Origin of the sequence: Duganella radicis (assembly GCF_009720825.1) — a bacterium.
Classification (GTDB): domain Bacteria; phylum Pseudomonadota; class Gammaproteobacteria; order Burkholderiales; family Burkholderiaceae_D; genus Rugamonas; species Rugamonas radicis.
The window spans coordinates 1-23,819 of sequence record NZ_WNKY01000066.1; the positions used below are offsets into that span (position 1 = coordinate 1).

The 23,819-nt window shown below is 64.8% G+C and carries 17 protein-coding genes and 1 other RNA gene; 9 read left to right on the forward strand and 9 right to left on the reverse strand.

What is annotated here, in order from left to right:
* Nucleotides 1-123: 123 nt before the first annotated feature.
* Complete coding sequence (locus GM676_RS29550) at nt 124-1,026, reverse strand: transglycosylase SLT domain-containing protein (protein ID WP_155468075.1); 903 nt, start codon at nt 1,024-1,026, stop codon at nt 124-126.
* Between the two features lie 461 nt (nt 1,027-1,487).
* On the opposite strand from GM676_RS29550, the gene ubiD reads away from it, so the two are divergent.
* Together ubiD and ffs are read left to right on the forward strand one after the other, a co-directional pair.
* Complete coding sequence (gene ubiD / locus GM676_RS29555) at nt 1,488-2,972, forward strand: 4-hydroxy-3-polyprenylbenzoate decarboxylase (RefSeq protein ID WP_155468076.1); 1,485 nt, start codon at nt 1,488-1,490, stop codon at nt 2,970-2,972.
* Between the two features lie 15 nt (nt 2,973-2,987).
* An RNA gene (gene ffs, locus GM676_RS29560) (signal recognition particle sRNA small type) lies at nt 2,988-3,086 on the forward strand.
* Between the two features lie 36 nt (nt 3,087-3,122).
* Here ffs and GM676_RS29565 read toward each other — a convergent pair.
* The gene (locus tag GM676_RS29565) at nt 3,123-3,776 is read right to left on the reverse strand and encodes a hypothetical protein (RefSeq protein WP_155468077.1); all 654 of its coding nucleotides are present in this window, start codon (nt 3,774-3,776) and stop codon (nt 3,123-3,125) included.
* A gap of 114 nt (nt 3,777-3,890) precedes the next feature.
* Between GM676_RS29565 and dnaX the strand changes: the two genes are divergently transcribed.
* Genes dnaX through GM676_RS29590 form a run of 5 tightly spaced genes read left to right on the forward strand, consistent with a single transcriptional unit; the run spans nt 3,891 to nt 9,897 of the window.
* A complete protein-coding gene (gene dnaX / locus GM676_RS29570; RefSeq protein ID WP_155468078.1) occupies nt 3,891-6,662 on the forward strand; it encodes a DNA polymerase III subunit gamma/tau in 2,772 nt (923 codons plus the stop codon).
* Nucleotides 6,663-6,704: 42 nt separating this feature from the next.
* Nucleotides 6,705-7,031 (forward strand): YbaB/EbfC family nucleoid-associated protein, encoded by a 327-nt coding sequence (locus GM676_RS29575; RefSeq protein WP_155468079.1) that lies wholly within the window; start codon nt 6,705-6,707, stop codon nt 7,029-7,031.
* Between the two features lie 6 nt (nt 7,032-7,037).
* Entirely contained in the window at nt 7,038-7,628 is a 591-nt protein-coding gene (recR, locus tag GM676_RS29580; protein ID WP_155468080.1) for a recombination mediator RecR, read from the forward strand.
* Nucleotides 7,625-8,842, forward strand: a complete 1,218-nt coding sequence (locus tag GM676_RS29585; protein ID WP_155468081.1) for a CaiB/BaiF CoA transferase family protein — start codon at nt 7,625-7,627, stop codon at nt 8,840-8,842. Before recR ends, GM676_RS29585 begins: the two co-directional genes overlap by 4 nt.
* On the forward strand, nt 8,839-9,897 hold the full coding sequence (locus GM676_RS29590; RefSeq protein ID WP_155468082.1) for a suppressor of fused domain protein: 1,059 nt from the start codon (nt 8,839-8,841) through the stop codon (nt 9,895-9,897). Before GM676_RS29585 ends, GM676_RS29590 begins: the two co-directional genes overlap by 4 nt.
* A gap of 90 nt (nt 9,898-9,987) precedes the next feature.
* On the opposite strand, the gene GM676_RS29595 is transcribed toward GM676_RS29590, so the two are convergent.
* Entirely contained in the window at nt 9,988-12,123 is a 2,136-nt protein-coding gene (locus tag GM676_RS29595; RefSeq protein WP_155468083.1) for a putative bifunctional diguanylate cyclase/phosphodiesterase, read from the reverse strand.
* 2 nt (nt 12,124-12,125) lie between these two features.
* Nucleotides 12,126-15,011: a hybrid sensor histidine kinase/response regulator gene (locus GM676_RS29600; protein WP_155468091.1), complete on the reverse strand. Its 2,886-nt coding sequence runs from the start codon at nt 15,009-15,011 to the stop codon at nt 12,126-12,128.
* Between the two features lie 131 nt (nt 15,012-15,142).
* On the opposite strand from GM676_RS29600, the gene GM676_RS29605 reads away from it, so the two are divergent.
* Nucleotides 15,143-16,345 carry a glycosyltransferase gene (locus tag GM676_RS29605; protein ID WP_155468084.1) on the forward strand — a complete coding sequence of 401 codons (1,203 nt, stop codon included), beginning with the start codon at nt 15,143-15,145 and terminating at the stop codon, nt 16,343-16,345.
* Between the two features lie 3 nt (nt 16,346-16,348).
* On the opposite strand, the gene GM676_RS29610 is transcribed toward GM676_RS29605, so the two are convergent.
* Complete coding sequence (locus tag GM676_RS29610) at nt 16,349-18,763, reverse strand: TonB-dependent receptor (RefSeq protein WP_170304383.1); 2,415 nt, start codon at nt 18,761-18,763, stop codon at nt 16,349-16,351.
* A gap of 105 nt (nt 18,764-18,868) precedes the next feature.
* On the opposite strand from GM676_RS29610, the gene GM676_RS29615 reads away from it, so the two are divergent.
* Nucleotides 18,869-19,927, forward strand: a complete 1,059-nt coding sequence (locus tag GM676_RS29615) for a GlxA family transcriptional regulator (protein WP_155468086.1) — start codon at nt 18,869-18,871, stop codon at nt 19,925-19,927.
* Nucleotides 19,928-19,996: 69 nt separating this feature from the next.
* On the opposite strand, the gene GM676_RS29620 is transcribed toward GM676_RS29615, so the two are convergent.
* From GM676_RS29620 to GM676_RS29635, 4 genes are all read right to left on the reverse strand, one after another.
* Complete coding sequence (locus tag GM676_RS29620) at nt 19,997-20,917, reverse strand: PEP-CTERM sorting domain-containing protein (protein WP_155468087.1); 921 nt, start codon at nt 20,915-20,917, stop codon at nt 19,997-19,999.
* A gap of 130 nt (nt 20,918-21,047) precedes the next feature.
* A complete protein-coding gene (locus GM676_RS29625; RefSeq protein WP_155468088.1) occupies nt 21,048-21,713 on the reverse strand; it encodes an acyltransferase in 666 nt (221 codons plus the stop codon).
* On the reverse strand, nt 21,713-22,786 hold the full coding sequence (locus GM676_RS29630; protein WP_155468089.1) for a nitroreductase family protein: 1,074 nt from the start codon (nt 22,784-22,786) through the stop codon (nt 21,713-21,715). The genes GM676_RS29625 and GM676_RS29630 overlap by 1 nt, the downstream gene beginning before the upstream one ends.
* Complete coding sequence (locus GM676_RS29635) at nt 22,783-23,646, reverse strand: ThiF family adenylyltransferase (protein ID WP_155468090.1); 864 nt, start codon at nt 23,644-23,646, stop codon at nt 22,783-22,785. Before GM676_RS29635 ends, GM676_RS29630 begins: the two co-directional genes overlap by 4 nt.
* Nucleotides 23,647-23,819 lie beyond the last annotated feature (173 nt).

The following is a 23,819-nucleotide window of genomic DNA, read 5'->3' on the forward strand; positions in this document are numbered from 1 at the left end:
CCAAGCGGCTACATGCAGCTCTACAATACAAAACGCCCGATGAAGTTCATCGGGCGTCTTTGCTGGAGCTTAATTAACGGGTAACGAAAAAGGCGGTTACCCGTCAACTTATTCCAGGACTAGTCACAGACCAGCGATCTGCGTGCCGTTGACCGATTTCTCGGTCGCTGCGACCGGCGGGGCCGGCTGCTTGGCCGGTGCGACGGCCACTTGCTGCGGTGGCGTGATGGTTGGTACCTTCTTGCCTGCCGAAACCTGTTTCAGGCGGTTGTACTCGGCCAGCACGCGGCTGCCGTAACCATCATCGGTTTCAAACGCGGCGGCGCCGACGTAGCTTTTCAGGCCGGCTTCCACCGAACCGCCACGGGTCACGTAATCTTTCAGGATCAGCGAACCGACGCGGATGTTGGCGACCGGATTCAGCGCGGCTTGCAGGCCGCCCATGTCCTGGAACTTCTCGTGGTGCACCTTGGACATCACCTGCATCAGGCCCTGCGCGCCCATCGGGCTTTCCGCGAACGGATTCAGGCCGGATTCGATCGACATCACCGCCAGGATCAGCAGCGGGTCGAGCTTGATTTCACGCGCCGTCAGGTAGGCGGTCGACACCAGCATGTTGGCGGCGTCGCCGGCTACGCGGTAGCGCTTGGACAGCCAGTTGGTCACCCACTTCTGCTGCTTTTCCGTGCCCAGCAGGGCTTTTTCTTCGGCGGTCAGCGGCTCGGTGGAGGCGGTGGCCGTGGCGGCGGCTGGCGCGTCCATCAGCGCGTCCAGCGGCGGCGCGGTGACGGCCACGGCTTCTGCCACCGGTACCCGGTTCAGGCTGTCGCTGAGGGCCTTGGCCAGGTCTGGGCGGACAAACATGACTGCCATTACTACTAAAGCGGTCACACCCACAATGGTCAGGGTGTGCTGGGCGGTGGTCAACACACCCTTTGCCGAAATGCGCGACGTGGTGAACCACGCGGCTGGCTGGCGAGCCATGGTACGGGCAAGCGTAGCTGCGCCGTTGTTGCTATTAATCATAAAGTTCCCCTGAAATGTCCGTAAAAGCGATCCCCCGCCAGCGTCATACGCAGCTAAACAGGTGCTAATGCCGTGCATCAGAAATTTCGTTCATCGCCGCTGCGGAAGCGCGCGATCAAACGCCATCATTGCTTGCTTGTTGCTGATCTCTCCAGGTGGAGTCAACCAGATGCAATACAACTACTTTCGGGGAGGAAGGCAGACGCCTTATGAAAACACTCCTTAAAATGTCATGTGGAGCCCCGACTCCGTGAATGTATGAGTGGCCTCAAGGGGCAGTACTCATCAAGTAGGGTGGATTGTAGAAGGCGTTTTATATCAAGTCAATACTAACGCAAACCGTCTTTATAACTTTTAAATCTAGAATTTTGCCTTGCGTCCGGCGTAAAACCAATAAAATCAATCACTTGACCTGTATTTTTAAACAGTGCGCTTTAATGTAAGAAAATATTAAAAAACCGATGAAATATTCCGATCTACGAGATTTTATTTCTCAACTGCAACGGATGGGCGAACTTAAGCCCATTTTAAGCCCCGTTTCGCCACATTTAGAGATGACCGAGGTGTGCGACCGCACCCTCCGCGCCGGCGGTCCGGCCTTGCTGTTCCAACATCCCACCGGGCACAGCATCCCGGTGCTGGGTAATTTGTTCGGCACGCAGCGCCGCGTGGCGCTCGGCATGGGCGCCGAGAACGTCGGCGAACTGCGCAAGATCGGTCATGTGTTGTCGCGCTTGAAAGAGCCGGAGCCGCCGAAGGATTTCAAGGATCTGATGGGCCTGGGCTCGCTGGTGAAGGCGGTGTGGGACATGGCGCCGAAAGAGCTGCGCGGCGCGCCGTGCCAGGAGATCGTATGGGAAGGCGCCGATGTCGATTTGTCGAAATTGCCGATCCAGCACTGCTGGCCGGGCGACGTGGCGCCTTTGATTACCTGGGGCCTGGTCATTACTAAAGGCCCTAATAAGAAGCGCCAGAATCTGGGCATCTACCGCCAGCAGGTACTGGGTCCGAACAAGGTCATCATGCGCTGGCTGGCGCATCGCGGCGGCGCGCTGGACTTCCGCGAGCACGCCATCCAAAGCAAAGGCAAGCCTTATCCTGTCTGCGTCGCTTTGGGTGCGGACCCCGCTACTATATTAGGTGCGGTGACGCCGGTGCCGGACTCCTTGTCGGAATATCAGTTCGCCGGCCTGCTGCGCGGCAGCCGCACCGAGCTGGTCAAGGCCATCGGCAGCGAGCTGCGCGTGCCGGCCTCGGCCGAGATCGTGCTGGAAGGGCATATCTACCCGGACGAGAATCATCCGTCCGGCTACGAGCATGCGCTGGAAGGGCCGTATGGCGACCACACCGGTTATTACAATGAGCAGGACTGGTTCCCGGTGTTCACGATCGACCGCATCACCATGCGCCGCGATCCGATTTATCACTCGACCTACACCGGCAAGCCGCCGGATGAGCCGGCCGTGCTGGGCCTGGCGCTGAACGAGGTGTTCGTGCCGCTGCTGCAAAAGCAGTTCAGCGAGATCACCGATTTCCATTTGCCGTCCGAAGGTTGCAGTTATCGCATGGCGGTGGTGCAGATCAAGAAGCAGTACGCCGGCCACGCCAAGCGTGTGATGTTCGGTGTGTGGAGTTTCCTGCGCCAGTTCATGTACACCAAGTTCATCGTGGTGGTGGATGAAGATGTGAATATCCGCGACTGGAACGAGGTGATCTGGGCCATCACCACCCGCGTCGACCCGACCCGCGATACCACGCTGGTCGATAACACGCCGATCGATTATCTCGATTTTGCGTCGCCGGTCAGTGGCCTGGGCAGCAAGATGGGCATCGACGCCACCAACAAATGGCCGGGCGAAACCACGCGCGAGTGGGGCACGGTGATCACCATGTCGTCCGAGGTGAAAACACGGGTGGACCAAATTTGGCAGGAGTTGGGCCTGTAAGGTATAATGATGTCTGGCGGGCCCCTGCGCATTGTGGCATGGTCAACCTGGTCAGGTCGGGAACGAAGCAGCCACAGCCGTTCACCATAAGTGCCGCAGATCAGGCTCGCCTCCTTATTCAGTAAAAAGCCGCCCTCGGGCGGCTTTTCTTTATTCGCTATCCAGCTCGGCTTCGAATGGACGCTCGGAAACGATCATCAGCGGATTCTCTTTCAACAGGTCGCTGTCGGGCTTGAGCTTGATGTGGTTCTGGGCGTCGGTGTTGTAGACCGTGCCGCCCACTTTCAGCTGGGCGCGGTGGTTGAACTTGAAGGTGACGGTCTTGGCGCTCGGCGCGAACATGCTCAGCGCGCCGGCCATTTTCTTGATGGCCTGGTTCATCTGGCCGACGCTGCCCATCACCGCGTTGTAGTTCCATTGCAGGCCGTCCGGCAGCGGCGTGGTGGCGTCCCAGCCGACCGCGGACTTTTCCTCCTTCGGCAGGCTGGTCATGATTTTGGCGTCACCGTTCATCCACTTGGGGTTGGGCACCAGCGCCAGGCGGTATTCGGGCGACAGCGGCGGCAATTGCTGGCGCTCGCCGCCTTGCACCACGCTTAGCACCACGTCGGATGGCTTGATGCCCTTGTTGACCGGCTTGACGGTCAGGAACAGGTTGATCTTGTCGCGCTCAAGGGCGGGCAGGGCGTAGAACTTGTCGATGCGCAGGTCTTCGATCAGCTTTTTGTAGGGATGCCATTCGCGTTCGTCGGCGTGGGCGGTCAGGGACAGCAACAGCAGGGGAATCAGGGCAAGTTTTTTCATTTTTGGCATGTTAAAAGAAAAACAAATTGTAGAGCCAAATCGCAGACTTACCTAATCTAGTCTCGACTTGTTACAATTGCCGCTTTGGCACCCGCGATACGGTAAAATCCCAGCATGTCCTATCAAGTCCTCGCCCGTAAATACCGCCCTCGAAACTTCGAAACGCTCGTCGGCCAGGAGCACGTGGTTCGCGCGCTGACGCATGCTTTGCATAGCGGCCGGCTGCACCACGCCTATTTGTTCACCGGTACGCGCGGTGTGGGTAAGACCACCTTGTCGCGGATTCTGGCCAAGTCGCTTAACTGCGTGGGGGCGGATGGCACGGGCGGCATCACGGCCACGCCGTGCGGCGTGTGCGAGGCGTGCGCGGCGATCGATGCGGGCCGCTTTGTCGATTACATCGAGATGGATGCGGCGTCCAACCGCGGCGTCGACGAGATGGCGCAGTTGCTGGAGCAGGCGGTGTACGCGCCGACCAATGCGCGCTTCAAGGTCTATATGATCGACGAGGTGCACATGCTGACCAATCACGCCTTCAACGCCATGCTGAAGACGCTGGAGGAGCCGCCGGAGCACGTCAAGTTCATTCTGGCGACCACCGATCCGCAGAAGATTCCGGTGACGGTGCTGTCGCGCTGCCTGCAATTCAATCTGAAGCAGATGCCGCCGGGGCACATCATCGGCCATTTGGAAAATATTCTAGGACAGGAAGGCATCACTTTTGAGCATCCGGCCTTGCGTTTGCTGGCGACTGGCGCGCATGGTTCGATGCGCGACGCCTTGTCGCTGACCGACCAGGCGATTGCCTATGCGGCCGGCGCGGTGACGCTGGATGCGGTGCAGGGCATGCTGGGGGCTTTGGACCAGTCGTACCTGATTCGTTTGCTCGATGCGCTGGCGGCGCAGGATGGCGCCGATCTGTTGGCCGTGGCCGATGAGATGGCGACGCGCAGCCTGTCGTATAACGGCGCCTTGCAGGATCTGGGGACTTTGCTGCATCGGATCGCGCTGGCGCAGACGGTGCCTTCGGCCTTGCCGGAGGATTTGCCGGAGTATGCGGATATCGTGCGTCTGGCCGGCTTGTTCGATGCGGAAGAGGTGCAGCTGTATTACCAGATCGCGGTGCATGGCCGTAATGAGTTGGGCCTGGCGCCGGATGAATATGCCGGTTTCTCGATGACCTTGTTGCGGATGTTGGCCTTTCGCCCCGGCGTAGGCGGGGCAGAGGGACAACCAGCGGCGGCACCAGCGGTATCGCGTCAGGCGGCAATGGCTTCGGCCCGCGCCGCGGCAGGCGCCACGCCGGCGCGTGCCGCCGCCAATGTGCAGGCGAGTCATGCCAGCGTCGTGCCGCCATCAGTCATCGCCGGCGCCGCCGCGATGGCGCGCGAAGCAGCCGCACCAGCCGCATCATCGCCAGCCGCCGCTGCAATGGCCGCCGCCGCGCAAGCATCCGCCGCACCGCAGCCAGTCGCCGCGCAAGCTGCGGCGTCGCAGCCGCCAGCCGCTGCCGCACAACCGCCGGCTAGCTCTGCGCAGTCGTCGGCCGCTGCCGCGCAACCGCCGGCTAGCGTCGCGCAGTCGCCAACCGCTGTCGCACAACCGCCGGCTAGCTCTGCGCAGTCGCCAGCCGTTGCCGCACAACCGCCCGCTAGCGCTGCGCAGTCGCCGGCCGTTGCTGTACAGGCGCCTGCCAGTGCTGCCCCCGCGCCGGCCTCTGCGCCAAACGCGCCGCCGGCTGCCGCCGCGTCAGCTCCAGCCGCGCCGATCAGTACTGCGCGCGCCGCGATCAACGCTGCGCTGGAAGCCGCGCGCGCCGCCTCGCGTCCAGGCGGCGCACGTCCGGCCGCCAGCGCGCCAGCTGCACCGGCAGCGCCAGCGCCCGATGCGCCGCCGTCGCCTCCCAGCGTAAGCGCCGCTTCGACGGCGCCTGCAACATCCGCGCCGCAGCCTGGCGTGCACGCACCGCAGGCCGTGGCACCGCAAGCACCGGCCGCCGCATACACGTCTCCTGCCGCGTCGCACGCTCCTGCCGCCGCATACACTGCGCCGCAAGCCGCCGCAGCGTCGCGAGCGCCTGCCGTCCCGTCTGGCGCATCCGCGCCCGGTGCGCAGATGGCTGCCGCGCCGGCACGTCCGGCGCCGTGGGAAGACATGCCGCCAGCCGCTGACGGTGGCGCTGCTGTTCTGGAAGCCCCTGCACGCGTCGCGTCGCCTGCGGCTGCTCCGCAGTACGTGGCGCCGCAAGCCAAGGCCAAGCCAGCAGTCGAAGAAGACGACCTGCCACCGTGGGTCACCGAATTCTCCGACGACTCCGCCATGCCAGCCCAAGGCGCCGCGCATCCGTACGCCCCTGAGCCAGCCGCCGCGCCAGCCCAGCAAGCGAACGACCCGCACGCCATCGCCATGCCTGCGCGCGCCGCGCCGGCGCCAGCCAAGGCGCCCTACGAATACGTCATCACCCCCGTCCCCGAACTGAACTGGGACGGCAACTGGCCTGCGGTCGCCGCCGCGCTGCCGTTGCGCGGCACCGCCCAGCAGCTGGCGATGCAAGCCGAAATGGTCAAGTGCTACTTCGAAGGCAACGCCTTCGTGATCGCCCTGCGCGTGCCGATCGAAACCTGGCGCACGCCGGGCAACGTGGAAAAGCTGACCGCCGCCCTGACCGAACGCTTCGGCCGCACGGTGCGCGTGGACAGCGAACTGGGCGCCGTCTGGTACACCGCCAGCGCCGAAGCCCAGGCCTACCGCGAAGCCTGCCAGCGCGCCGCCGAGGAAACCGTGGCCAACGATCCCTTTGTGAACAGCATGATCCGCGAACTGGACGCCTGGGTGGTCCCAGGCTCCATCGTGCCGCCGCAAACCAGCGCGGCTGCGGCGGCCTGATCGCTCCCTTAAACAACTTACCGCAACACGGAGAACTCCACCATGATGAAGAACCAACTGGCCGGCCTGATGAAACAAGCCCAGGCAATGCAAGAGAACATGAAGAAGGCCCAGGAATCGCTGGCCCTGATCGAAGTCGAAGGTCAATCGGGCGCCGGCCTGGTCAAGGTCGTGATGACCTGCAAGAACGACGTCAAGCGCGTCTCGATCGACCCGTCGCTGCTGGCTGACGACAAAGACATGCTGGAAGACCTGGTCGCCGCCGCCTTCAACGACGCCGTGCGCAAGGCCGAAGCCACCGCCGCCGAGAAAATGGGCGGCCTGACCGCCGGCATGAACCTGCCGGCCGGCCTCAAGATGCCTTTCTAAGGAACCATGTCCAAGTCGCTGGAATTCCTGACCGAAGCCCTGCGCCGCTTGCCCGGCGTGGGACCGAAGTCGGCGCAGCGCATGGCGTTCCACCTGTTGCAGCATGACCGCGAAGGCGCGGACATGCTGTCGCGCGCTTTGCATCAGGCGGTCAACGCCGTGCATCACTGCGCGCTGTGCAATACCTTCACCGAAGAAGACGTCTGCGACACCTGCAACGACGAGTCGCGCGACCGCCGCCTGCTGTGCGTGGTCGAGACGCCCGCCGATCAGCTGATGATCGAGCAGACCCTGACCTACAAGGGCCTCTACTTTGTGCTGATGGGCCGCTTGTCGCCGCTGGACGGCATCGGCCCGAAAGACATTCACCTCGAAAAACTGGTGGCGCGCGCCGCCGACGGGCTGGTCACCGAAGTGGTGCTGGCCACCAATTTCACCAACGAAGGCGAAGCCACCGCGCATTACATCTCCGAGATGCTGAAGGCGCGCGGCCTGCGCGTGAGCCGCCTGGCGCGCGGCGTGCCGGTCGGCGGCGAGCTTGAATACGTGGACGCCGGCACCATCGCCCGCGCCATGCTGGATCGAAGGACGACATGACTACCAAGAACACTTCCGGTCCTTTGGCCGGTATCAAGGTACTGGAACTGGGCACGCTGATCGCGGGCCCTTTTTGTGCGCGCATGCTGGCGGAATTTGGCGCCGAAGTGATCAAGGTCGAGTCGCCCGACGGCGGCGACCCGATCCGAAAATGGCGCGTGCTGAAGGATGGCACTTCGCTGTGGTGGTCGGTCCAGTCGCGCAACAAGAAATCCCTCACGCTCAACATGAAGCATGCGCAAGGCCGCGAGATCGCGCGCAAGCTGGCGCTGGAGGCCGACATCATCATCGAGAACTACCGTCCCGGCGTGCTGGAGAAGTGGGATCTCGGTTACGAGCAATTGAAGGCGGTTGATGCATCGACCATCATGGTGCGCCTGTCCGGCTTCGGCCAGACCGGGCCGATGAAGGATTTGCCGGGCTTTGGCGCCATCGGCGAATCGATGGGCGGATTGCGCTACGTGTCCGGCCATGCGGACCGGCCGCCGGTGCGGGTGGGCGTGTCGATCGGCGATTCGGTGGCGGCGCTGCACGGCGTGATCGGCGCCATGATGGCGCTGCGTCACCGCGACGCCACCGGCGGCAAGCTGAAAGGCGAAGGCCAGATGGTGGACGTGGCCTTGTACGAATCCGTATTCAACCTGATGGAATCGCTGGTGCCGGAGTTCGACCATGCGGGCGTGGTGCGCGAGCGCACTGGCGGCTCGCTGCCGGGCATCGTGCCGTCCAACACCTACACCACCAAGGATGGCGAGAACATCGTCATCGCCGGCAATGGCGATGCGATCTTCAAGCGGCTGGTGCTGGCCATGGGCCGCATCGACCTGGCCGGCAATCCCGAGCTGGAACGCAACGACGGCCGCGTCAAGCACACGCAAATGATCGACGACGCGATCCAGGCATGGTGCGACACGCAGACCATCGACAGCGCGCTGGACGTGCTGAAAGCGGCCGACGTCCCGGCCGGCAAAATCTACTCGGTGCGCGACATGATGACCGACCCACAGTTCCTGGCGCGCGACATGTTCGAGCAGCACCAGTTCGCGGACGGCACGCCGGTCAAGCTGCCGGCCATCTCGCCCAAACTGTCGGCCACGCCGGGCCACACCAAATGGCTGGGCCCCACGCTGGGCCAGCACAATGACGAAGTCCTGCGATCACTCGGCTACAGCGCCGACGCCATCGCCGCGATGAAGCAGGATGGGGTGTTATGAGCGACGAGAGCGATGACCTGAGCCCGGGCTGGGATGCGATCTCTGGCGCCCTTGAGTCGCTTTATCCCGGTCAGGAGCCAAGGCATTTTGGGACGGTCATCAGCTACCAGCTTGGTGGCTCAGATCCACTGGATGGCATCAGTGTCTACCGTAGCGAGGAGTCACGGCCGCACTGGCACTTCGTTACCTTCGGGTTCTCGGAGCTGTATGCCAAGGAGTCCACGGATCCAGACGTCAGTGGCTATGGTTTTGAACTCACGTTCCGTCTGGCTTGCGCTACCGATGCAAGCGAGCCGCCAATGTGGGCATTGAACTTCCTGCAAAATCTGGCGCGTTATGTCTTCAAGACTGGCAATGTCTTCGAAGATGGTCATTGGATGACCGCCAACGGGCCAATCGCCTTGAATGAAAACACGCCGATCTGCTCGATGGGTTTTGCAGAAGACCCTCGATTGCTTGCGCTCGACACGCCGAATGGCCGCTTGAAATTCATCCAGGTGGTGGGCCTGACCGCTGAGGAGGAAGAGGCGGCTAAACGCTGGTCGACCAGAAAACTGTTGGATGTACTGCTGCCATTCATGCCGTTGTGGATTACCGATCTGCACCGCGAGTCCTTGATGAGCAATTCCGCCGTTGCCACTCAAGTGATGGACGGATTGCGTGTGGATGGTTCGTCACAAGGCTATACCTATGTGGATGTCTTGCGGATCGATATGAAGAAGCGCCTGCTGCGTAAGTCTTTGATACAGGTAACGCTTGGCGCCCGCCAGGTGGCGCAGTTGCACGAGCTATTGCCGCTGCGGCTACCATTCGGACGTCCATTCACCGTTGCGGGACCGGAGTTTCAATTGGTATTTCAGCCAGCCGGGCAAAGCGGTGTCGCGGTGGACGGCGCCGCAATGACCATTGCGCTGCCGTCCATCACTGAATTCTTGCGTATCGTGCAAGCCAAGGAAGGCCGCTATCAGATGGCCGGGTTGGATGAGGTCGAATGGCACATCCAGAAAACCTTGATTACCAATCCAGAGGGCGAGGTTGTTGCGACCTACGGTTAATCCGGTACTGCGGACAACCTCTGATTGCGCTTGATTGCAACGGCGATTAAGAGTTTGAGGGTGGTTCCACCCGCGTCTGGGTGATCTTGATCATGTCATGGCGAGCGCGCATTGGTTGGCCAGCATGCGGTGGATGGTGTCGGGCGGGGAGGGATGGCCGAGGTAGTAGCCCTGGACCATGTCGCAGCCGTATTGTTCCAGCAGGACCAGCTGGGCGTCGGTTTCCACGCCTTCGGCCACCACCACCATTTTCAGGCCGTGCGCCATGGCGATGATGGCGCGGGTGATGGCGGCGTTTTCGGAATCCAGCGGCAGGCCGCTGATGAAGCTTTTGTCGATCTTTAAAGCCCGCACGTCGAAGCGCTTCAAGTAGTTCATCGATGAGTAGCCGGTGCCGAAATCGTCGATCGACAAATACACGCCGATGGCGCGCAGCTGCTCCAGCGTGGACATGGTGGCGCGGGCGTCGTCCATCAGCGTGCCTTCGGTCAGTTCCAGTTCCAGCAGTTCGGGCGGCAGGCCGGTGTCGTGCAGGGCCGAGATCACGCTTTGCGTCAGGTTCTCGTCCTTGAACTGTTTGGCGGACAAGTTCACCGCCACCCGCACCGGCGGCTTGCCCGGCTGCTGCCATGCCATCGCCTGCTGGCAGGCGCTGCGCAGCACCCATTCGCCGATCGGCACGATCAGGCCGGTCTCTTCGGCCAGCGGGATGAATTCGGTCGGCGAGATCACGCCACGCTCCGGATGGCGCCAGCGCACCAGCGCTTCAAAGCCGACGATGCGCGCGCTGGGCACGTCGATCTGCGGCTGGTACAGCAGATACAGCTCATCGTTCTGCAAGGCCTTGCGCAAGCCCACTTCCAGCTTGACGTGGCTCATGATCTGCATGGTCAGCGAGGAGCTGTACAGCTTGGCGTTGTTCTTGCCGCAGTTCTTGGCGTGGTACATGGCGGTGTCGGCATATTTGAGCAGCGAGTTGCAGTCCTCGCCGTCTTCCGGATACAGCGAGATGCCGATGCTGGCGGTGACGAAGATTTCGTGTTCAAGCAGATCGAACGGCTGCCGCATGGCTTCCTTCACACGGTGGGCGACGTTGAGCGCGTCTTCCACGCGCTCCAGTTCCGGGATCAGGATGGTGAATTCGTCGCCACCCAGGCGTGCCAAGTTGTTGGCCGGGGAGCGGGAGACCAGGTCGCCATAACGGATGGTTTCGCACAACCGCTCGGCGACGGCTTGCAGCAGTTCGTCGCCCACATGGTGGCCCAGTGTGTCGTTGACGCGCTTGAAGGCGTCCAGGTCCATGAACAGCACGGCGAATTTCTTGTTGGCCTTGCGCGAGCGCGCCAGTTCGGCTTCCAGCGTTTCAAGGAAGGCCTGGCGGTTGGGGATGCCGGTCAGCGAATCGCAATAGGCCAGGCGGCGGATCTGTTCCTCGCTGCGCTTGCGCTCGCTGATATCGCGCACCAGCCCCAGCACCTCGTCCGGCCCGGTGGCCACCAGCCGCGCCTCGAAGTGGCGCGATGGCGGCGGCGCCGGATGCTCGCCTTGGCGCACGCGCGGCGCCGGGCCGGGCAGCGGCAGTTCGTAATCCAGCGAGCGGATGTGCTGGGTGTCGAGCACGGCGCGGACCTGCTCCATCATGTGGCCGGCGATGTCGGCCGGCAGCACCTGGCTCAGGTGGCGGCCGACGCAGATGTCGGTCGCGAACACGCTGCTGGCTTCGTGGCCTTGTTCGTAGTCGAGGTAGTAGCCGTCCTTGTTCATGCGGAAGAATGTGTCGGGAATGGCGGCCAGCACGGCGCGGTGCTGGGCGTCGGCGATGCGCAGGCGGCTGATGGCGTCGCTGGCGCGCAGCACGTACAGCACGCGGTGGCCCAGTATCGGCCAGTTGATCGGCTTGGAGACGAAATCGGTGGCGCCGGCCTCGTAGGCGCGGGTGACCGACTCCAGCTCGTCGCCGCCGGTGACCATGATGATGGGCACGCTGGCCGTGGTTTCCAGCTTGCGGATGGCGCGGCAGACGCTGAAGCCGTCCATGCCGGGCATGTCGACGTCCAGCAGCACCAGGTCCGGCGTGGCGCTCTGGAAGCTGGCCACGGCTTGCAGGCCGTCTTCGGCTTCGATGCCGTCGAGGCCGACCTGGGCCAGCATTTCCAGCATCAGCAGCCGCATGGTGGGATCGTCGTCCGCGACCAGTACCCGGCCGCGCTTGGGGGAAGTTGCCATGATCAGGTTTCCTTTTCCAGGAGGGCTCCCAACGCCTGCCGCGCGGCCTGGAAAGAGTGTTCCATGTCAGCCAGCAGTGCTGCGGCGCCGGCGGTGGTGTCTGTACGTGCCAGTTGTTCGAGTTCCTTGCTGCGCTGGGACAGCGCGTGGGCGCCGACGTTGGCGCTGCTGGATTTGAGGCTGTGGGCGGCCTTGCGCAGTTGTTCCGCGTCGTTGCCGGCGATGGCTTGCCGCATGCTGTGCAGGTGCGCCGGCGTGTCGCGCAGGAAGGCTTGCAGCACGCGCTCCAGCAGGGCGGCGCCGTTGGCCGGACTGAGGGCGCGGATGTTTTCCAGTGCTTGCAGGTTGATGATGTCGTCTTGCTGCGGCGCTTCGGCGGGCGGCGGGGCGACGCGCGGCAGGCTGATCCAGCGCGACAGTGTTTGCCCGAGCGCCTGTTGGGTGAAGGGCTTGCTCAGGTAGTCGTCCATGCCGGCGGCGAGGCAGGATTCGCGGTCGCCTTGCAGCGCGTTGGCGGTGATGGCGATGATGGGCATGCTGCGCGCGCGGCCGCGCTGCTGTTCATGGCGGCGGATTTCCGTGGTGGCGGCAAAGCCGTCCATCACCGGCATCTGGCAGTCCATGAGGATGAGATCGAAGTCATCGGCCTGCACCGAGTGCAGCGCTTCCTCGCCGTTGCAGGCGCGGCTGACGTCCAGGCCCAGGCCTTCCAGCATGGCGCTGGCGACTTCGACGTTGACGGGATTGTCTTCGGCCAGCAGTACTTTGCGGCGCTTGCGGCCGCGCGCCGTGCCGGTGCTGAGTGTGCTCACCGGCGGCGCGGCGGACGCCACAGCGGCGGACAGGGCGGTGCTGGCGGCCACGGCGCGTGTGCCGCCGTAGGGCTCGCCGGCTGTCCGGACATCGGGACCGGCGGCATGCGGGGCGCTGGAATCGGCGGCCGGGCGCGCTTCACGGCCGCGCAGGGGCGTGATGACGGCGTCGTGCAGGTCGCATTCGCGCGGCGGCTTGATCAGCTGGAAGGCGACGCCGGCTTCGCGCTGCTGCACGCGGTCGGCGGCATTGCGTTCGGTGCTGAGCAACAGCAGGCGTGGCGCGGCCAGCGCCGCTTCGCTGCGGATGGCGGCGGCCAGCGCGAGGCCACTGGTGCGCGGCAGTTCCATGTCGAGCAGCACCACGTCGTAGGCGCGGCCGTCGGCTGCCGCTTGCCGCAACCGGGGCAGGGCGTCGGTGGCGGCGGCGCTGGCGCAGGCAATGCGCCAGGCCGCCAGTTGCCGCTCCAGTGCGGCGCGGCTGGCGGGATTTTCGTCGACAATCAAAGCGCGGATTCCCTGTGTGGCGGTGGATGGATCGTCGCTGTCAACACGACGTTTATCAAAATTTACGGCAAACCAAAACACCGATCCTTGAGTTAGCGCATGGTCGACGCCAATAACGCCTCCCATCAGCTCCACCAGTTGTTTTGAAATCGCCAAGCCCAGGCCGGTGCCGCCGTGCTTGCGGGTGGTGGAACCGTCGGCCTGCGAGAACGAGTCGAAGATGCGCGCGCGCGACTCGGACGACACGCCGATGCCGGTGTCGTGCACCTCGAAGCGCAGGCCGACCGATTGCGCCTCCTCCTGCGCCACCATCACCCGCACCGTGATCTGGCCGGCATCGGTGAACTTGATGGCGTTGCCCAGCAGGTTGAAGATCACCTGGCGCAGGCGGTTGGGATCGCCGCAGATGCTGAGCGGGATGTTGTGCGCGATGTCGAACTCCAGCCGCAAACCCTTGGCCTGGGCCTGTGGCGAGAACACATTGTCGATGTCGTCCAGCAGGTCGCGGAAATTGAAGTGGATGTATTCCACCGTCAGCTTGCCGGCCTCGATCTTGGAAAAATCGAGGATGTCGTTGATGATCACCAGCAGATGCTCGCCGGAGCGCTTGACCATGCTGGTGTAGTGGCGCTGCTGCTCAGTCAGGCGCGTGGCCAGCAGCAGTTCGGTCATGCCCAGCACGCCGTTCATGGGCGTGCGGATTTCGTGGCTCATGGTGGCGAGGAAGGCGCTCTTGGCCTGGCTGGCGGCTTCGGCCGCGTTCTTGGCTTTTTCCAGCTGCTCGGTGCGCACGCTGACCTGGCGCTCCAGCTGGTCGCGGTACTGGGCCAGCGCGGCGTCGCGGCCCTCCACCTGCGCCAGCATGTCGTTGAAGCTGTCGATCAGCGCGCCCAGCTCGTCGTGGCGCTGGTGGACGATGCGCGGCGTCACCTGGCCGCGGCTGACTTGCTGCGCCGCCGCCATCAGCTTGCCGACCGGCTCGGCGATGCTGCCCTTGAAGCGCGCCGCCGTCAGCAGCGCCATCATGAACGACAGCGCGGCGGCCACCATGGCGGCGCCGAGGTTTTTCAGGATGTCCAGCCACATGCGGGTTTGCGCGCCTTCCACCATGACCACGCCGGCCGTGTCGCCGCCATGGCGCAGCACGCGGTAGACCCGCAGGGCGGGCGCCCACGGCAGGCCGCTGCGCTCGCTGTGGACCTCGGCCGCGTCCAGCGGCGCCGTCAGCGTATCCGGCCCGGCCTGGCCGGACGGCAGACGCGGCGACAGGTAACGCGCCAGCAACTGGCCTTCGCTGTCGTACAGCGCGGCTTGCAGGATGTCATCCTCGGCCGCCAACGAGGCCAGCGTTTGCCCGGCCTGCTTGCGGTCGGCATACAACAGGGCGGTCTTGCTGTTGTTGCCGAGCACGGCCGCCAGCGACGACAGTTGCTGGCGCGCCTCCTCGCTGTGGCTGAGCACGGATGTGGCGGCAAACACCACGAACACCAGCAGCAGCGCGCTGCCGGTGGACAGCACGGACATGAGTGTCAGCTTATGACTCAGACCGGAGCGTTCCTGGTTGAACATGGCGAGGCCCATTCATGTATGCCAACCAGCAAAATATAGTTTTCAGGCAAGCTCGGCTTTGATCTGCGTCTAATGCGCGCACGTTTGCGCTGCCTCAAACAACGCCGCGACGGGCGTCGCAAGCTGTGGGCATGGAACGCAAAAAAATCTTGTTTGTGGCGGAGGCGGTGACGCTGGCGCATGTCGGCCGTCCACTGGCGCTGGCGCGCACGCTGGACCGGCAGCGCTACGACGTGCATCTGGCGTGCGCGCCGGGCTACGACATGTTCATCAAGGATGCCGGGCTCACCTACTGGAGCATCAACAGCATTCCCGGCGCGCGTTTCCTGGCGGCGCTGGCGGCCGGCAAGCCGGTGTACGACGCCGCCACGCTCAGCCAGTACGTGCTGGACGACATGCGCCTGCTGCAAGCGGCGCGCCCGGACGTGGTGATCGGCGATTTCCGCCTGTCGCTGTCGGTCAGCGCGCGGCTGGCGCAAGTGCCGTACGTGGCCCTGAGCAATGCCTACTGGAGCCCGTACGTGCAGCAGCACTATCAGGTGCCGGCCTTGCCGCTGGCGCGGTTGTTGCCGATCGGGCTGGCCGACCGCCTGTTCAAGCTGGTACGGCCGATGGCGTTCGCCTTGCATTGCCGGCCGCTGAACCGGGTGCGGCGCGCCTACCGCATGCCGTCGCTGGGGCACGACCTGCGGCGCATCTATACCGACGCCGACCGCGTGCTGTATGCCGATATTCCGGAAATGTTCCCGGCCCACGACTTGCCGGCCACGCATTCGTATCTGGGGCCGGTGACCTGGTCGCCGTCCACGCCGGCGCCGGCCTGGTGGGACCATCTGCCGGCCGGTCGCGACGTTGTCTACGTCACGCTCGGCAGCTCGGGACAGGGGGCCTTGCTGCCCAAGGTGTTGCAGGCGCTGGCGCCCTTGCCGCTGACGGTGATGGCGGCCACCGCCGGCAATGTCGATCCCGGCCTGCTGCCAGCCAATGTGCACGTGGCCACCTACCTGCCGGGCGAGCAGGCGGCGCGGCGTTCGCGGCTGGTGATCTGCAACGGCGGCAGCCCGACCAGCCAGCAGGCGCTGGCGGCCGGCGTGCCGGTGCTGGGCATAGCCGGCAATCTCGATCAATACCTGAACATGGATGGGGTGGTGCGGGCCGGCGCCGGCGCCCTGCTGCGTTCGGACCGGCTGGTGGAAAGCGCGTTGCGCGACACCGCGCTGCATTTGCTGGAAGAGCCGGCGCCGCGCGCGGCCGCCGGGCGCGTGGCCCAGCAATTCCTGCGCTACGACGCCGGCGCGCGGCTGGCCGGCCTGCTGTCACAGCTGCCGGTCTAGGGATTACAGCTGGGCACGCAGCTCCAGGGCAATCACGCGCGGCTTGCTGACGTAGACGTACGGCGAGCCCACCGCCGAGCCCAGCGTGCTGACCGAGACGTACTGCTTGTTGGTCAGGTTGTTGACCACCAGACCCACGCCCCAGCGTCCGGACGGCGCCTGCCAGCCGAGCCGCATGTCGACCCGTTCGCGCGCCTTGCCGGCGCCGATCTCGCCATCCGGCAGGCAGGTGCCGGTCTGGCGGGTGTCGGCGTTGCAGCGCTTCTCGCCCTGATAGCCGTACATCAGATTGAAATCGGCATTGCCATCCCATGCCGGCCACCTGGCCGCCACGCCGGCCGACGCGCTGAGGTAAGGCGCGCCGGCGGCCTGGCCGTTCAGGTTGACGCCGGTGGGAGCGACGTAGTTGGCGTAGGTCTGGTCGAGATATTCCAGCGTGCCGTTCAGGCGCCAGACGCGGTTCAGCTTCCACTGCGCTTCGAGGTCGACGCCGGTGGCGTTCTGGTCGCTGTTGACGATCTGGTAGACCGGAATGCCGCTGGTGGCGCTGGCCGGCACCAGCGTCAGGCTTTGCAGGTTGGTGTATTGGTAGTGGAACACCGAGGCGCCGTAGCTCAGGCCCAGCGCGCGCACCGTGCCCTTCATGCCGGCTTCCAGATTGGTCACCAGTTCCTTGTCGTACTGGCCGTTGACGCCCACCGCGTCGAAGCCGCCCGACTGGTAGCCTTTGCTCCACGACAGATAGCCCATGTGGTCCGGCGTCAGGTGATAGTCCAGCACCACGCGCGGGCTGAAATTGTTCCAGCTGTTGTTGGCCGTGAAGGCGGCCTTGCTGGAACCCGGATTGGTGAACTGGATGTTGCTGGTGGTGACCGCCTTCAGGGTGGCCGCCTGGGTTGCCGTCAGCAGCCTGGCCGCCACCAGCGAAGGGAAGAAATTGGCGCCGTTGAGCGCGGCCAGCGTGGCGTCCAGTCCGGCCGCCGTGCGCTGCGGGTTGTACCAGCTGAAGGTTTTCTGATCGTGCGTGTAGCGGCCGCCCAGCGTCAGGTTGGTCTGGTCGGTGACGTGCCAGATGGCGTCGCCATAGGCGGCGTAGGCGCGGTACTCGCCCTTGTCGTGCATGTATTCGGACCACGACTGGCCCAGCAGGTTGACGCCTTGCAGCGCGCTGCTGCCGGTGGCTTTGCCCAGGCCTTGCGCCAGCGCGGTCAGCGTGGCGTAAGGCGACAGGCCGGCCGAGTGCTGGATGATGGTGTCCAGCGAGGTGGTGTTGGTCGACACGCTCTGCACCGAGGTGGCGCGCTCGCGGTAGGCGCTGACGCCGCTGACCCAGTTGATCTTGCCGGTCTCGCCGCTCAGCTTGAACTCCTGCTGCCAGGTGGCGTTCGACTCGACGATGCCGGTGGAGAGGGCGCTGGCCTGGTCGGCACCAGCATCGTTGTCCTGCCAGTTCTGCGCGTTGTAATGGCGGTAGGCGGTGGTGCTGCTGAGCGTGGCGAACGACAGCGGCTTTTCCACCCGCAGCGTGACGCCATCGAAGGTGCGGCCCTGCATGTCCGGCTGGGCGTCGTTGTTGAGCCGGGTGTTGAAGGGATTGGTCCAGGTCGACGGGCCGCCGTAGTTGATCTTGTTGCCGGTGAGGGATAGCACCAGCGGGCCGGCGGCGCGCATCACCTCGTGTTCCCAGCTCAGCGTGGCGGATGCTTGCTCGCCTTGCCAGCGCAGGGTGGCGCGCACGCCGCGGTCGCCTTCATCGCCCATGCGCTTGCCATTGTAGGCGTTGCGGGCCCAACCGTCGTCCTGCTGGTTGACGGCGGAAATGCGCAGCGCCACGCTGTCGCTGAGCGGCGTGTTGTACAGCGCCTCGGCGTAGCGGGCGCCGTGGCTGCCGATGCGCACCAGGCCGCCGGCCTCGACCCGGTTGACCGGTTCGTTGGTGACGATGGAAATGGCGCCGGCGGCGGCGTTGCGGCCGAACAGCGTGCCTTGCGGGCCTTTCAGCACTTCAATGCGCTTGAGGTCGTTGAAGTTGAGCAGCGAGCCGCCGTTCTTGCCGGTGTAGACGCCGTCGGTGTAGATGCCGACCGGCGAGTCGGTGCCGATGCCGAAGTCTTCGGTGCCGACGCCGCGCAGGTAGATGTTGGGGCGGATCGCTTGCGAAGTGTCGATCGACAGGCCGGGCACGAAGGCGTCGACGTCGCCCAGGTTGGCCACGCCCAGGTCCTTGAGGGCGGCGCCGGACAGGGTCTGCACCGCGATCGGCACATTCTGGATTTGCTGGCTGCGGCTCTGGGCCGTCACCACCACCACTGGTTCGGTTTCTTGCGCAAAACTGGTGGACGCGGCCATGCTGGCCAGCGCCACACTGACGGCGCTGGCGCACAGGCGCAGCGGCAGCCGTTGTTGAATCAAAATCAATGTCATCTCCCTTGAACGTCACTTCGAAACGCCGGCCGTATCGCCTGCTGAAATTCATTCTAAGGTTTGCACTATGATTAAAATAGGAGCATTATCGCCATAATCATGACCAATTCCGCCACATCGCCGCCCCAATTCGAGGTGCAGATCCTCTGTTTGCCAGAGGCCATCATGGGTACCGTGTTCAATGCGGTGGACGTGCTGCGGCTGGCCGACACGGTGCTGAAGTTGCGAAATCCCCACGCTCTCAGCCCGCTGGGCTGGAAAGTGCTGACGCCGCCGGAGGGGCCGGCGCTGTTCGATACCGCGCAGCCCGGCGTGTTTGCCTCGACGCCCGCGCGGCCGTCGCCAGCGCCGGAAAACACGCTGATCATGATCCCGGCGTTGTATGGTGCCAACGCGCTGGAGCTGCCCATCATCGCCCAGCGCTACCCGGCGGTGCTGGCACTGCTCAAGGCGCACGTGGCGCAGGGCGGCATTGTAGCCGCTTGCTCCACCGGTCTGATTTTCCCCGCGCTGGCGGGCATGCTGGCGGGCCTCAGGCTCGATACACACTGGGCATTCAAGGCTTTCTTCCGCCGGCGTTTTCCATCCTGCGATTTTTCCAGTCCGGACGCCATGAGTTTTCATCCTCAGCTGTATTCCTGCGTGGCGCCGTCGCAGCAAAGCGAATTCATGATGGCGATCCTGGCGCGGCTGGTGGATGAGCAAGTGGCGCAAGGCTGCGCGCGCTTGTTGCAACTGCAAACCGAGCGCCAGCAGCTAGGCAATCAATTGATGGAGCGTGACTGGCTGGGGCTCACCTCGGACAGTCCGGTATATCGAGCCAAGCAGTGGCTGGAGGCGAATATCGAGCAGCCTTACGACTTGTCGGCGCTGGCGGTGGTGGCATCGTCCAGCGAGCGCACCTTGCTGCGTCATTTCCAGTCCGTGCTGGGCATGACGCCGCTCGATTACCTGCAAGACTTGCGCGTGCAGCGCGCCAAGGTGATGCTGGAGATCAGCCTGAACAGTCTGCAAACCATCGCCAACGCCTGCGGCTACACCAACGCCAGCACCTTCAGCAAGCTGTTCCGCCGTGCCATCGGCATGAGTCCGGGCGAGTACCGCCGCAACCACACCTTCCGCACCAAGCGCGCCCATTGGCGCGTGACGCCGCATTAAGCGGCCGCGCAGGCAAAAAAACGGACCGGGCGGGAGGTCCCGGTCCGCGTGAAAAGACCGCTGCCGCGGTCACGACTGCACTTTACGGCGCGTGCCCAGCGCGAGTCCCGCAAAGCCCAGTCCGATGAGTGCCAGGGTCGCGGGCTCCGGAATGGTGGCGAAGCTCTGCGACGAATCCACTTTGAGGAAGGGCACCGTGGTGGGCGTGGAACCGTCCCACATCATGGTTGGCGTGAAGAACGACGGCACGTTGGTGGTGCCGGTGAATTTGTCGACGAAGATGGAGCCGGTCACGGCGTCCAGGTAGTTAGGATCGACATAATCGATCATGAAGCGCGAGTCGAACGAGCCGGTGCCCACCGCGCCCGAGGCGCTGAAGCTGGCCTCGTTGAACACCAGGTGGCCGGACATGATCATGATGCCGTCGCCATCGCCGCCGACGCCGCCGCAGCCGGTGGAGGTCACGCCCTCGCCGTAGCAGCGCACGGTGTTGGCGCCGTTGCCGGGCACGGCCTTGCTACCGTCGGTGATGCGGTCCAGGAAGATGGCGACGTTCTGCACGCCGGCGCGCAGCGGGTCCACGTCCATGGCGGCCGACTGGGTGGCCGGCAGGCCGAAGTTGACGGTGGTGGCGGTTTGCGCCGTCACCAGTTCCTGGAAGCGCACCACCTTGCTGATTTCAAACGTGGTGTTCAGCCCGGCCGGCGTGACGATGGCGGGGATGTTGCTGTTCGACATGGTACCGACCACCATTTGCGAGCGCAGTTCGGTCAGGTAGGGCGCGGTGGCGCCGGGGCCGACGATGCGGCCCGGAATGAAGCCGGTGGCGAGACCGGTGTCGGTGACGTTGGTCCACAGGTCGGCATAGGTGGTGTAGGTGCCGGTGCCGGTGGGATCAAGGCCGAGGGTGGGGCCGGCGCTGGCCGTCAGCGGCGCGGCCAGTGCGGCTGCCAGCAGGGCGCCGGCCAGCGCGGGTTGAGTGGTTTTCATGGATGCTCCTCGAAAAAGGCCACGGGAATCGAAGCCGTGACGATCAAGGAGCAAAAGCCTTGCCAGCGTTAGCGCGCCTTTAAAATCAAGGACTTGTGCCGGGCGGCGCGGACCGGTGTAAAAAATTCCGTCACGGCGCGGCCTTGATGCGGCGTGCCGGGATGCCGCCCCAGATTTCGCCGGCGCCGATCTGCGTATCCTTGGTCACCACCGCGCCGGTGGAGACGATGGCGTTGTCGCCGATGCGCACGCCGGCCATCACCACCGCCTTGGCGCCGATGGTGACGGTGTTGCCGATCTGGACCGCCTTCAATTCCAGCCGCGTGCCTTCGATCACGTGGGCGAAGATGACGGCGTCGTGGCCGATGATGGTGTTGCTGCCGATGCGCGTCAGTGGCGGGTCGAGCAGGGCGCCGGCGCTGTAGGTGTTGGCGCCCAGCCGCGCGCCGAGCGCGAGATAAATCAGGCGCTGGACCGGCACCGGAATGAAGTGGGTGCGGATCAGCGAATTGAACAGCAGCAGGTAGAACAGGATGTTGACGTTGGCCGCCAGCTCATGGCGCGTGTGCTCCGGCACCTCGCCCTCGTGCAGCGGCAGCGCCCGCAGGAACAGGCGGTAGACCAGGAAGGCATACAGGTAGACCAGCAGCAGCGCCAGCGCCACCAGCGTGACGCCGCGAAAATCGCCCAGCGGCAGGCCGCCGAACACCAGCGCGGTGGTGCCCACGGCCAGCAGCAGGATCAGCGCCAGCAAGCCGAGGAAGACGACGATCTGGCCGGGCTTGATGGCGCGCATCAGCGGCTCCCGGACGGCATCAGCAATTCGCTCAGCGGACGCCGCAGGGAACGCGCCCGCGCCGGCGCGCCGGCGCCGATGCGCCCCATGAACACGGCGGCTTCCCAGTCCGCCGCGCCGACCAGCGCCGCGCCCTGTTGCGACAGTTGCCGCGCCTGTTCCTGCATGCCGGGCACGCTGGAGAACACGCGTCCCTCGCGCACGTAGCGCGAGAAAATCAGCGGCGTCAGTTCCGGCTGCAATTGCAGGCCTTGCGCGGTGGCGGTCAGCCAGAAGCGTTGCACGGCGCGGCCGGCGGCGATGTAGTCGTCGACCCGCTGCGGGCGGCGCTCGGCCACCAGCACGAAGTGGGCGGCGCAGGCCAGGCCGGGGATCAGGTCCATTTGCAGACGCGGCGCCAGCGTGCCGGCCAGCCAGGTGTTGAAGAACTGCACGCGCTTCCAGTCCCGCATCACCCAGCGCATGAGCTTGGTGGTGAGGGCGTCGGCGCCCAGCGCCTGGTCGGGAATGCGGTCCGCGCTGTAGCGGGCGTTCCATTCGATGATGGCCTGGTGCACGCGGTGCGCTTCCGGCATGGTCAGGCGCAGCTTGGCGTTGCGGAACATCAGGCGCGCGGTGGCGGTGCGCTGGCCGCCTTCCAGCCAGTGCACGCGGTAGCCTTCCGGCAGCGTCAGGTGCAGCGCGGATTTTTCCGCCGCCGTCAGCGCCCGGCGGCTGAGGGCGCGGCGCTGCACCGCGCGCGGCAGGATGGCGCCGGCCAGCGGGTCGGGCTCGATGCCGGGCGCGGGCAGGAATTCGACGCTGAAGGTGGGGTGGGTGTCGGGCGTGTCGCTGTGGCGCATGGCGCGCATCTCCAGCGCGAAGGTGCTGGCGGCGATGGCCATGGTTTCCAGCAGCGCGCCGATCGAAATCTGGCTCGGATGGCCGTCGAGGTCGTAGACGCAATGGTCGCGCGTGTCGTGGCCGTGCACCACCAGCCGGTGCTGGTCGAGGATTTCGAAACGCCACGGCTGGGTGTTGTCGCCGCTGGGCGCCCAGCGCGCCAGTTCGAGGATTTGCTCCATCTGGTTCATGTTTTCTCTCCGGGCCGTCGTCGCCGCGCCAGCATCATGGCCAGCCGCTGCAAGGGATGGCGGTTGCCGCCGGGACGCCAGGTGCGCACCAGCTTGTTGCGGAAGGCGTCAAACTGGTAGCCCCACGGGGCCGGCCGCACTTCGCCGCGGTTCAGCAGGATCTTGAGCGCCTCGGTGGCCGCCACGCCGGCGCACAGCTCGCAACCCATGATGGTAGACGGGCCGCGCCGCTCTTTCAAGTTGATGCTGGAGGGATCGACCAGGTAGCCGCCATGCAGCCCGGCCGGCGCCAGCCCGACCAGGAAGCGCAGGGCTTTTTCCAGCTCCGGCCGGTCGCCCCAGCCGAAGTAGTCCTCGAACGTCATGTGGCCCGGCAGGAAGCTCAGCACCGCCGTGCCCATGCCCAGCGGCGCCGCCGTCACGGCCGGAATGCCGAGCCGGGCGCAGGCGGCAAAGGTGGCCTGGCGGGCGCCGAAGGCGAAGAAGTCCAGGCCGTCGACGTACAGGTCGACACCGTCGAAGAAGGTGGACAGGTTGTCGTGGCTGACGCCGTTGGGGAAGCGCACCAGCTTGAGTTCGGGGTTGATGTCCAGCGCCATAGTGGCCAGCACCTCGACCTTGGGCTGGCCCAGCGTGGACATGGTGGCGCCCACCTGCCGGTTGAAGTTGGCGATGTCGAAGGTGTCGAAGTCGGCGAGGTGGAAGGCGCCGATGCCCAGCCGCGCCAGCGTCAGCAGGTGCACGCCGCCGACCCCGCCCATGCCGGCGATGGCGATGCGCTTGTGGCGCAGCGCCGCCTGCTCGGCCGGGGTGACCCAGCCGATATTGCGTGCGCACGCCTGTTGGTAAATGTAAGCCATCTTGCTTGGATGGCTGGGGCGCGGAAAAGTTCCCCGCGGCGTCATCCCGGCGCAGGCCCACTGGTGTCCGGAATAATTTTGTTGACATAGTCTCAAAAGAGTGAAGGCTGAAGGTGCGCGATGGTTGCCCTGTCCTGTCGTCGTCGCCGATAGGCGGACATTTCAGTCTCAAC

Coding starts and splice junctions, on each gene's coding strand:
- GM676_RS29595 (WP_155468083.1), bottom strand. CDS start 12,123: ATGGCAACTTCCCCCAAGCGCGGCCGGGTACTGGTCGCGGACGACGAT.
- GM676_RS29575 (WP_155468079.1), top strand. CDS start 6,705: ATGATGAAGAACCAACTGGCCGGCCTGATGAAACAAGCCCAGGCAATG.
- GM676_RS29590 (WP_155468082.1), top strand. CDS start 8,839: ATGAGCGACGAGAGCGATGACCTGAGCCCGGGCTGGGATGCGATCTCT.
- GM676_RS29600 (WP_155468091.1), bottom strand. CDS start 15,011: ATGTTCAACCAGGAACGCTCCGGTCTGAGTCATAAGCTGACACTCATG.
- GM676_RS29620 (WP_155468087.1), bottom strand. CDS start 20,917: ATGAAAACCACTCAACCCGCGCTGGCCGGCGCCCTGCTGGCAGCCGCA.
- dnaX (WP_155468078.1), top strand. CDS start 3,891: ATGTCCTATCAAGTCCTCGCCCGTAAATACCGCCCTCGAAACTTCGAA.
- GM676_RS29625 (WP_155468088.1), bottom strand. CDS start 21,713: ATGCGCGCCATCAAGCCCGGCCAGATCGTCGTCTTCCTCGGCTTGCTG.
- GM676_RS29565 (WP_155468077.1), bottom strand. CDS start 3,776: ATGAAAAAACTTGCCCTGATTCCCCTGCTGTTGCTGTCCCTGACCGCC.
- ubiD (WP_155468076.1), top strand. CDS start 1,488: ATGAAATATTCCGATCTACGAGATTTTATTTCTCAACTGCAACGGATG.
- GM676_RS29550 (WP_155468075.1), bottom strand. CDS start 1,026: ATGATTAATAGCAACAACGGCGCAGCTACGCTTGCCCGTACCATGGCT.
- GM676_RS29615 (WP_155468086.1), top strand. CDS start 18,869: ATGACCAATTCCGCCACATCGCCGCCCCAATTCGAGGTGCAGATCCTC.
- GM676_RS29585 (WP_155468081.1), top strand. CDS start 7,625: ATGACTACCAAGAACACTTCCGGTCCTTTGGCCGGTATCAAGGTACTG.
- GM676_RS29605 (WP_155468084.1), top strand. CDS start 15,143: ATGGAACGCAAAAAAATCTTGTTTGTGGCGGAGGCGGTGACGCTGGCG.
- GM676_RS29635 (WP_155468090.1), bottom strand. CDS start 23,646: ATGGCTTACATTTACCAACAGGCGTGCGCACGCAATATCGGCTGGGTC.
- recR (WP_155468080.1), top strand. CDS start 7,038: ATGTCCAAGTCGCTGGAATTCCTGACCGAAGCCCTGCGCCGCTTGCCC.
- GM676_RS29630 (WP_155468089.1), bottom strand. CDS start 22,786: ATGAACCAGATGGAGCAAATCCTCGAACTGGCGCGCTGGGCGCCCAGC.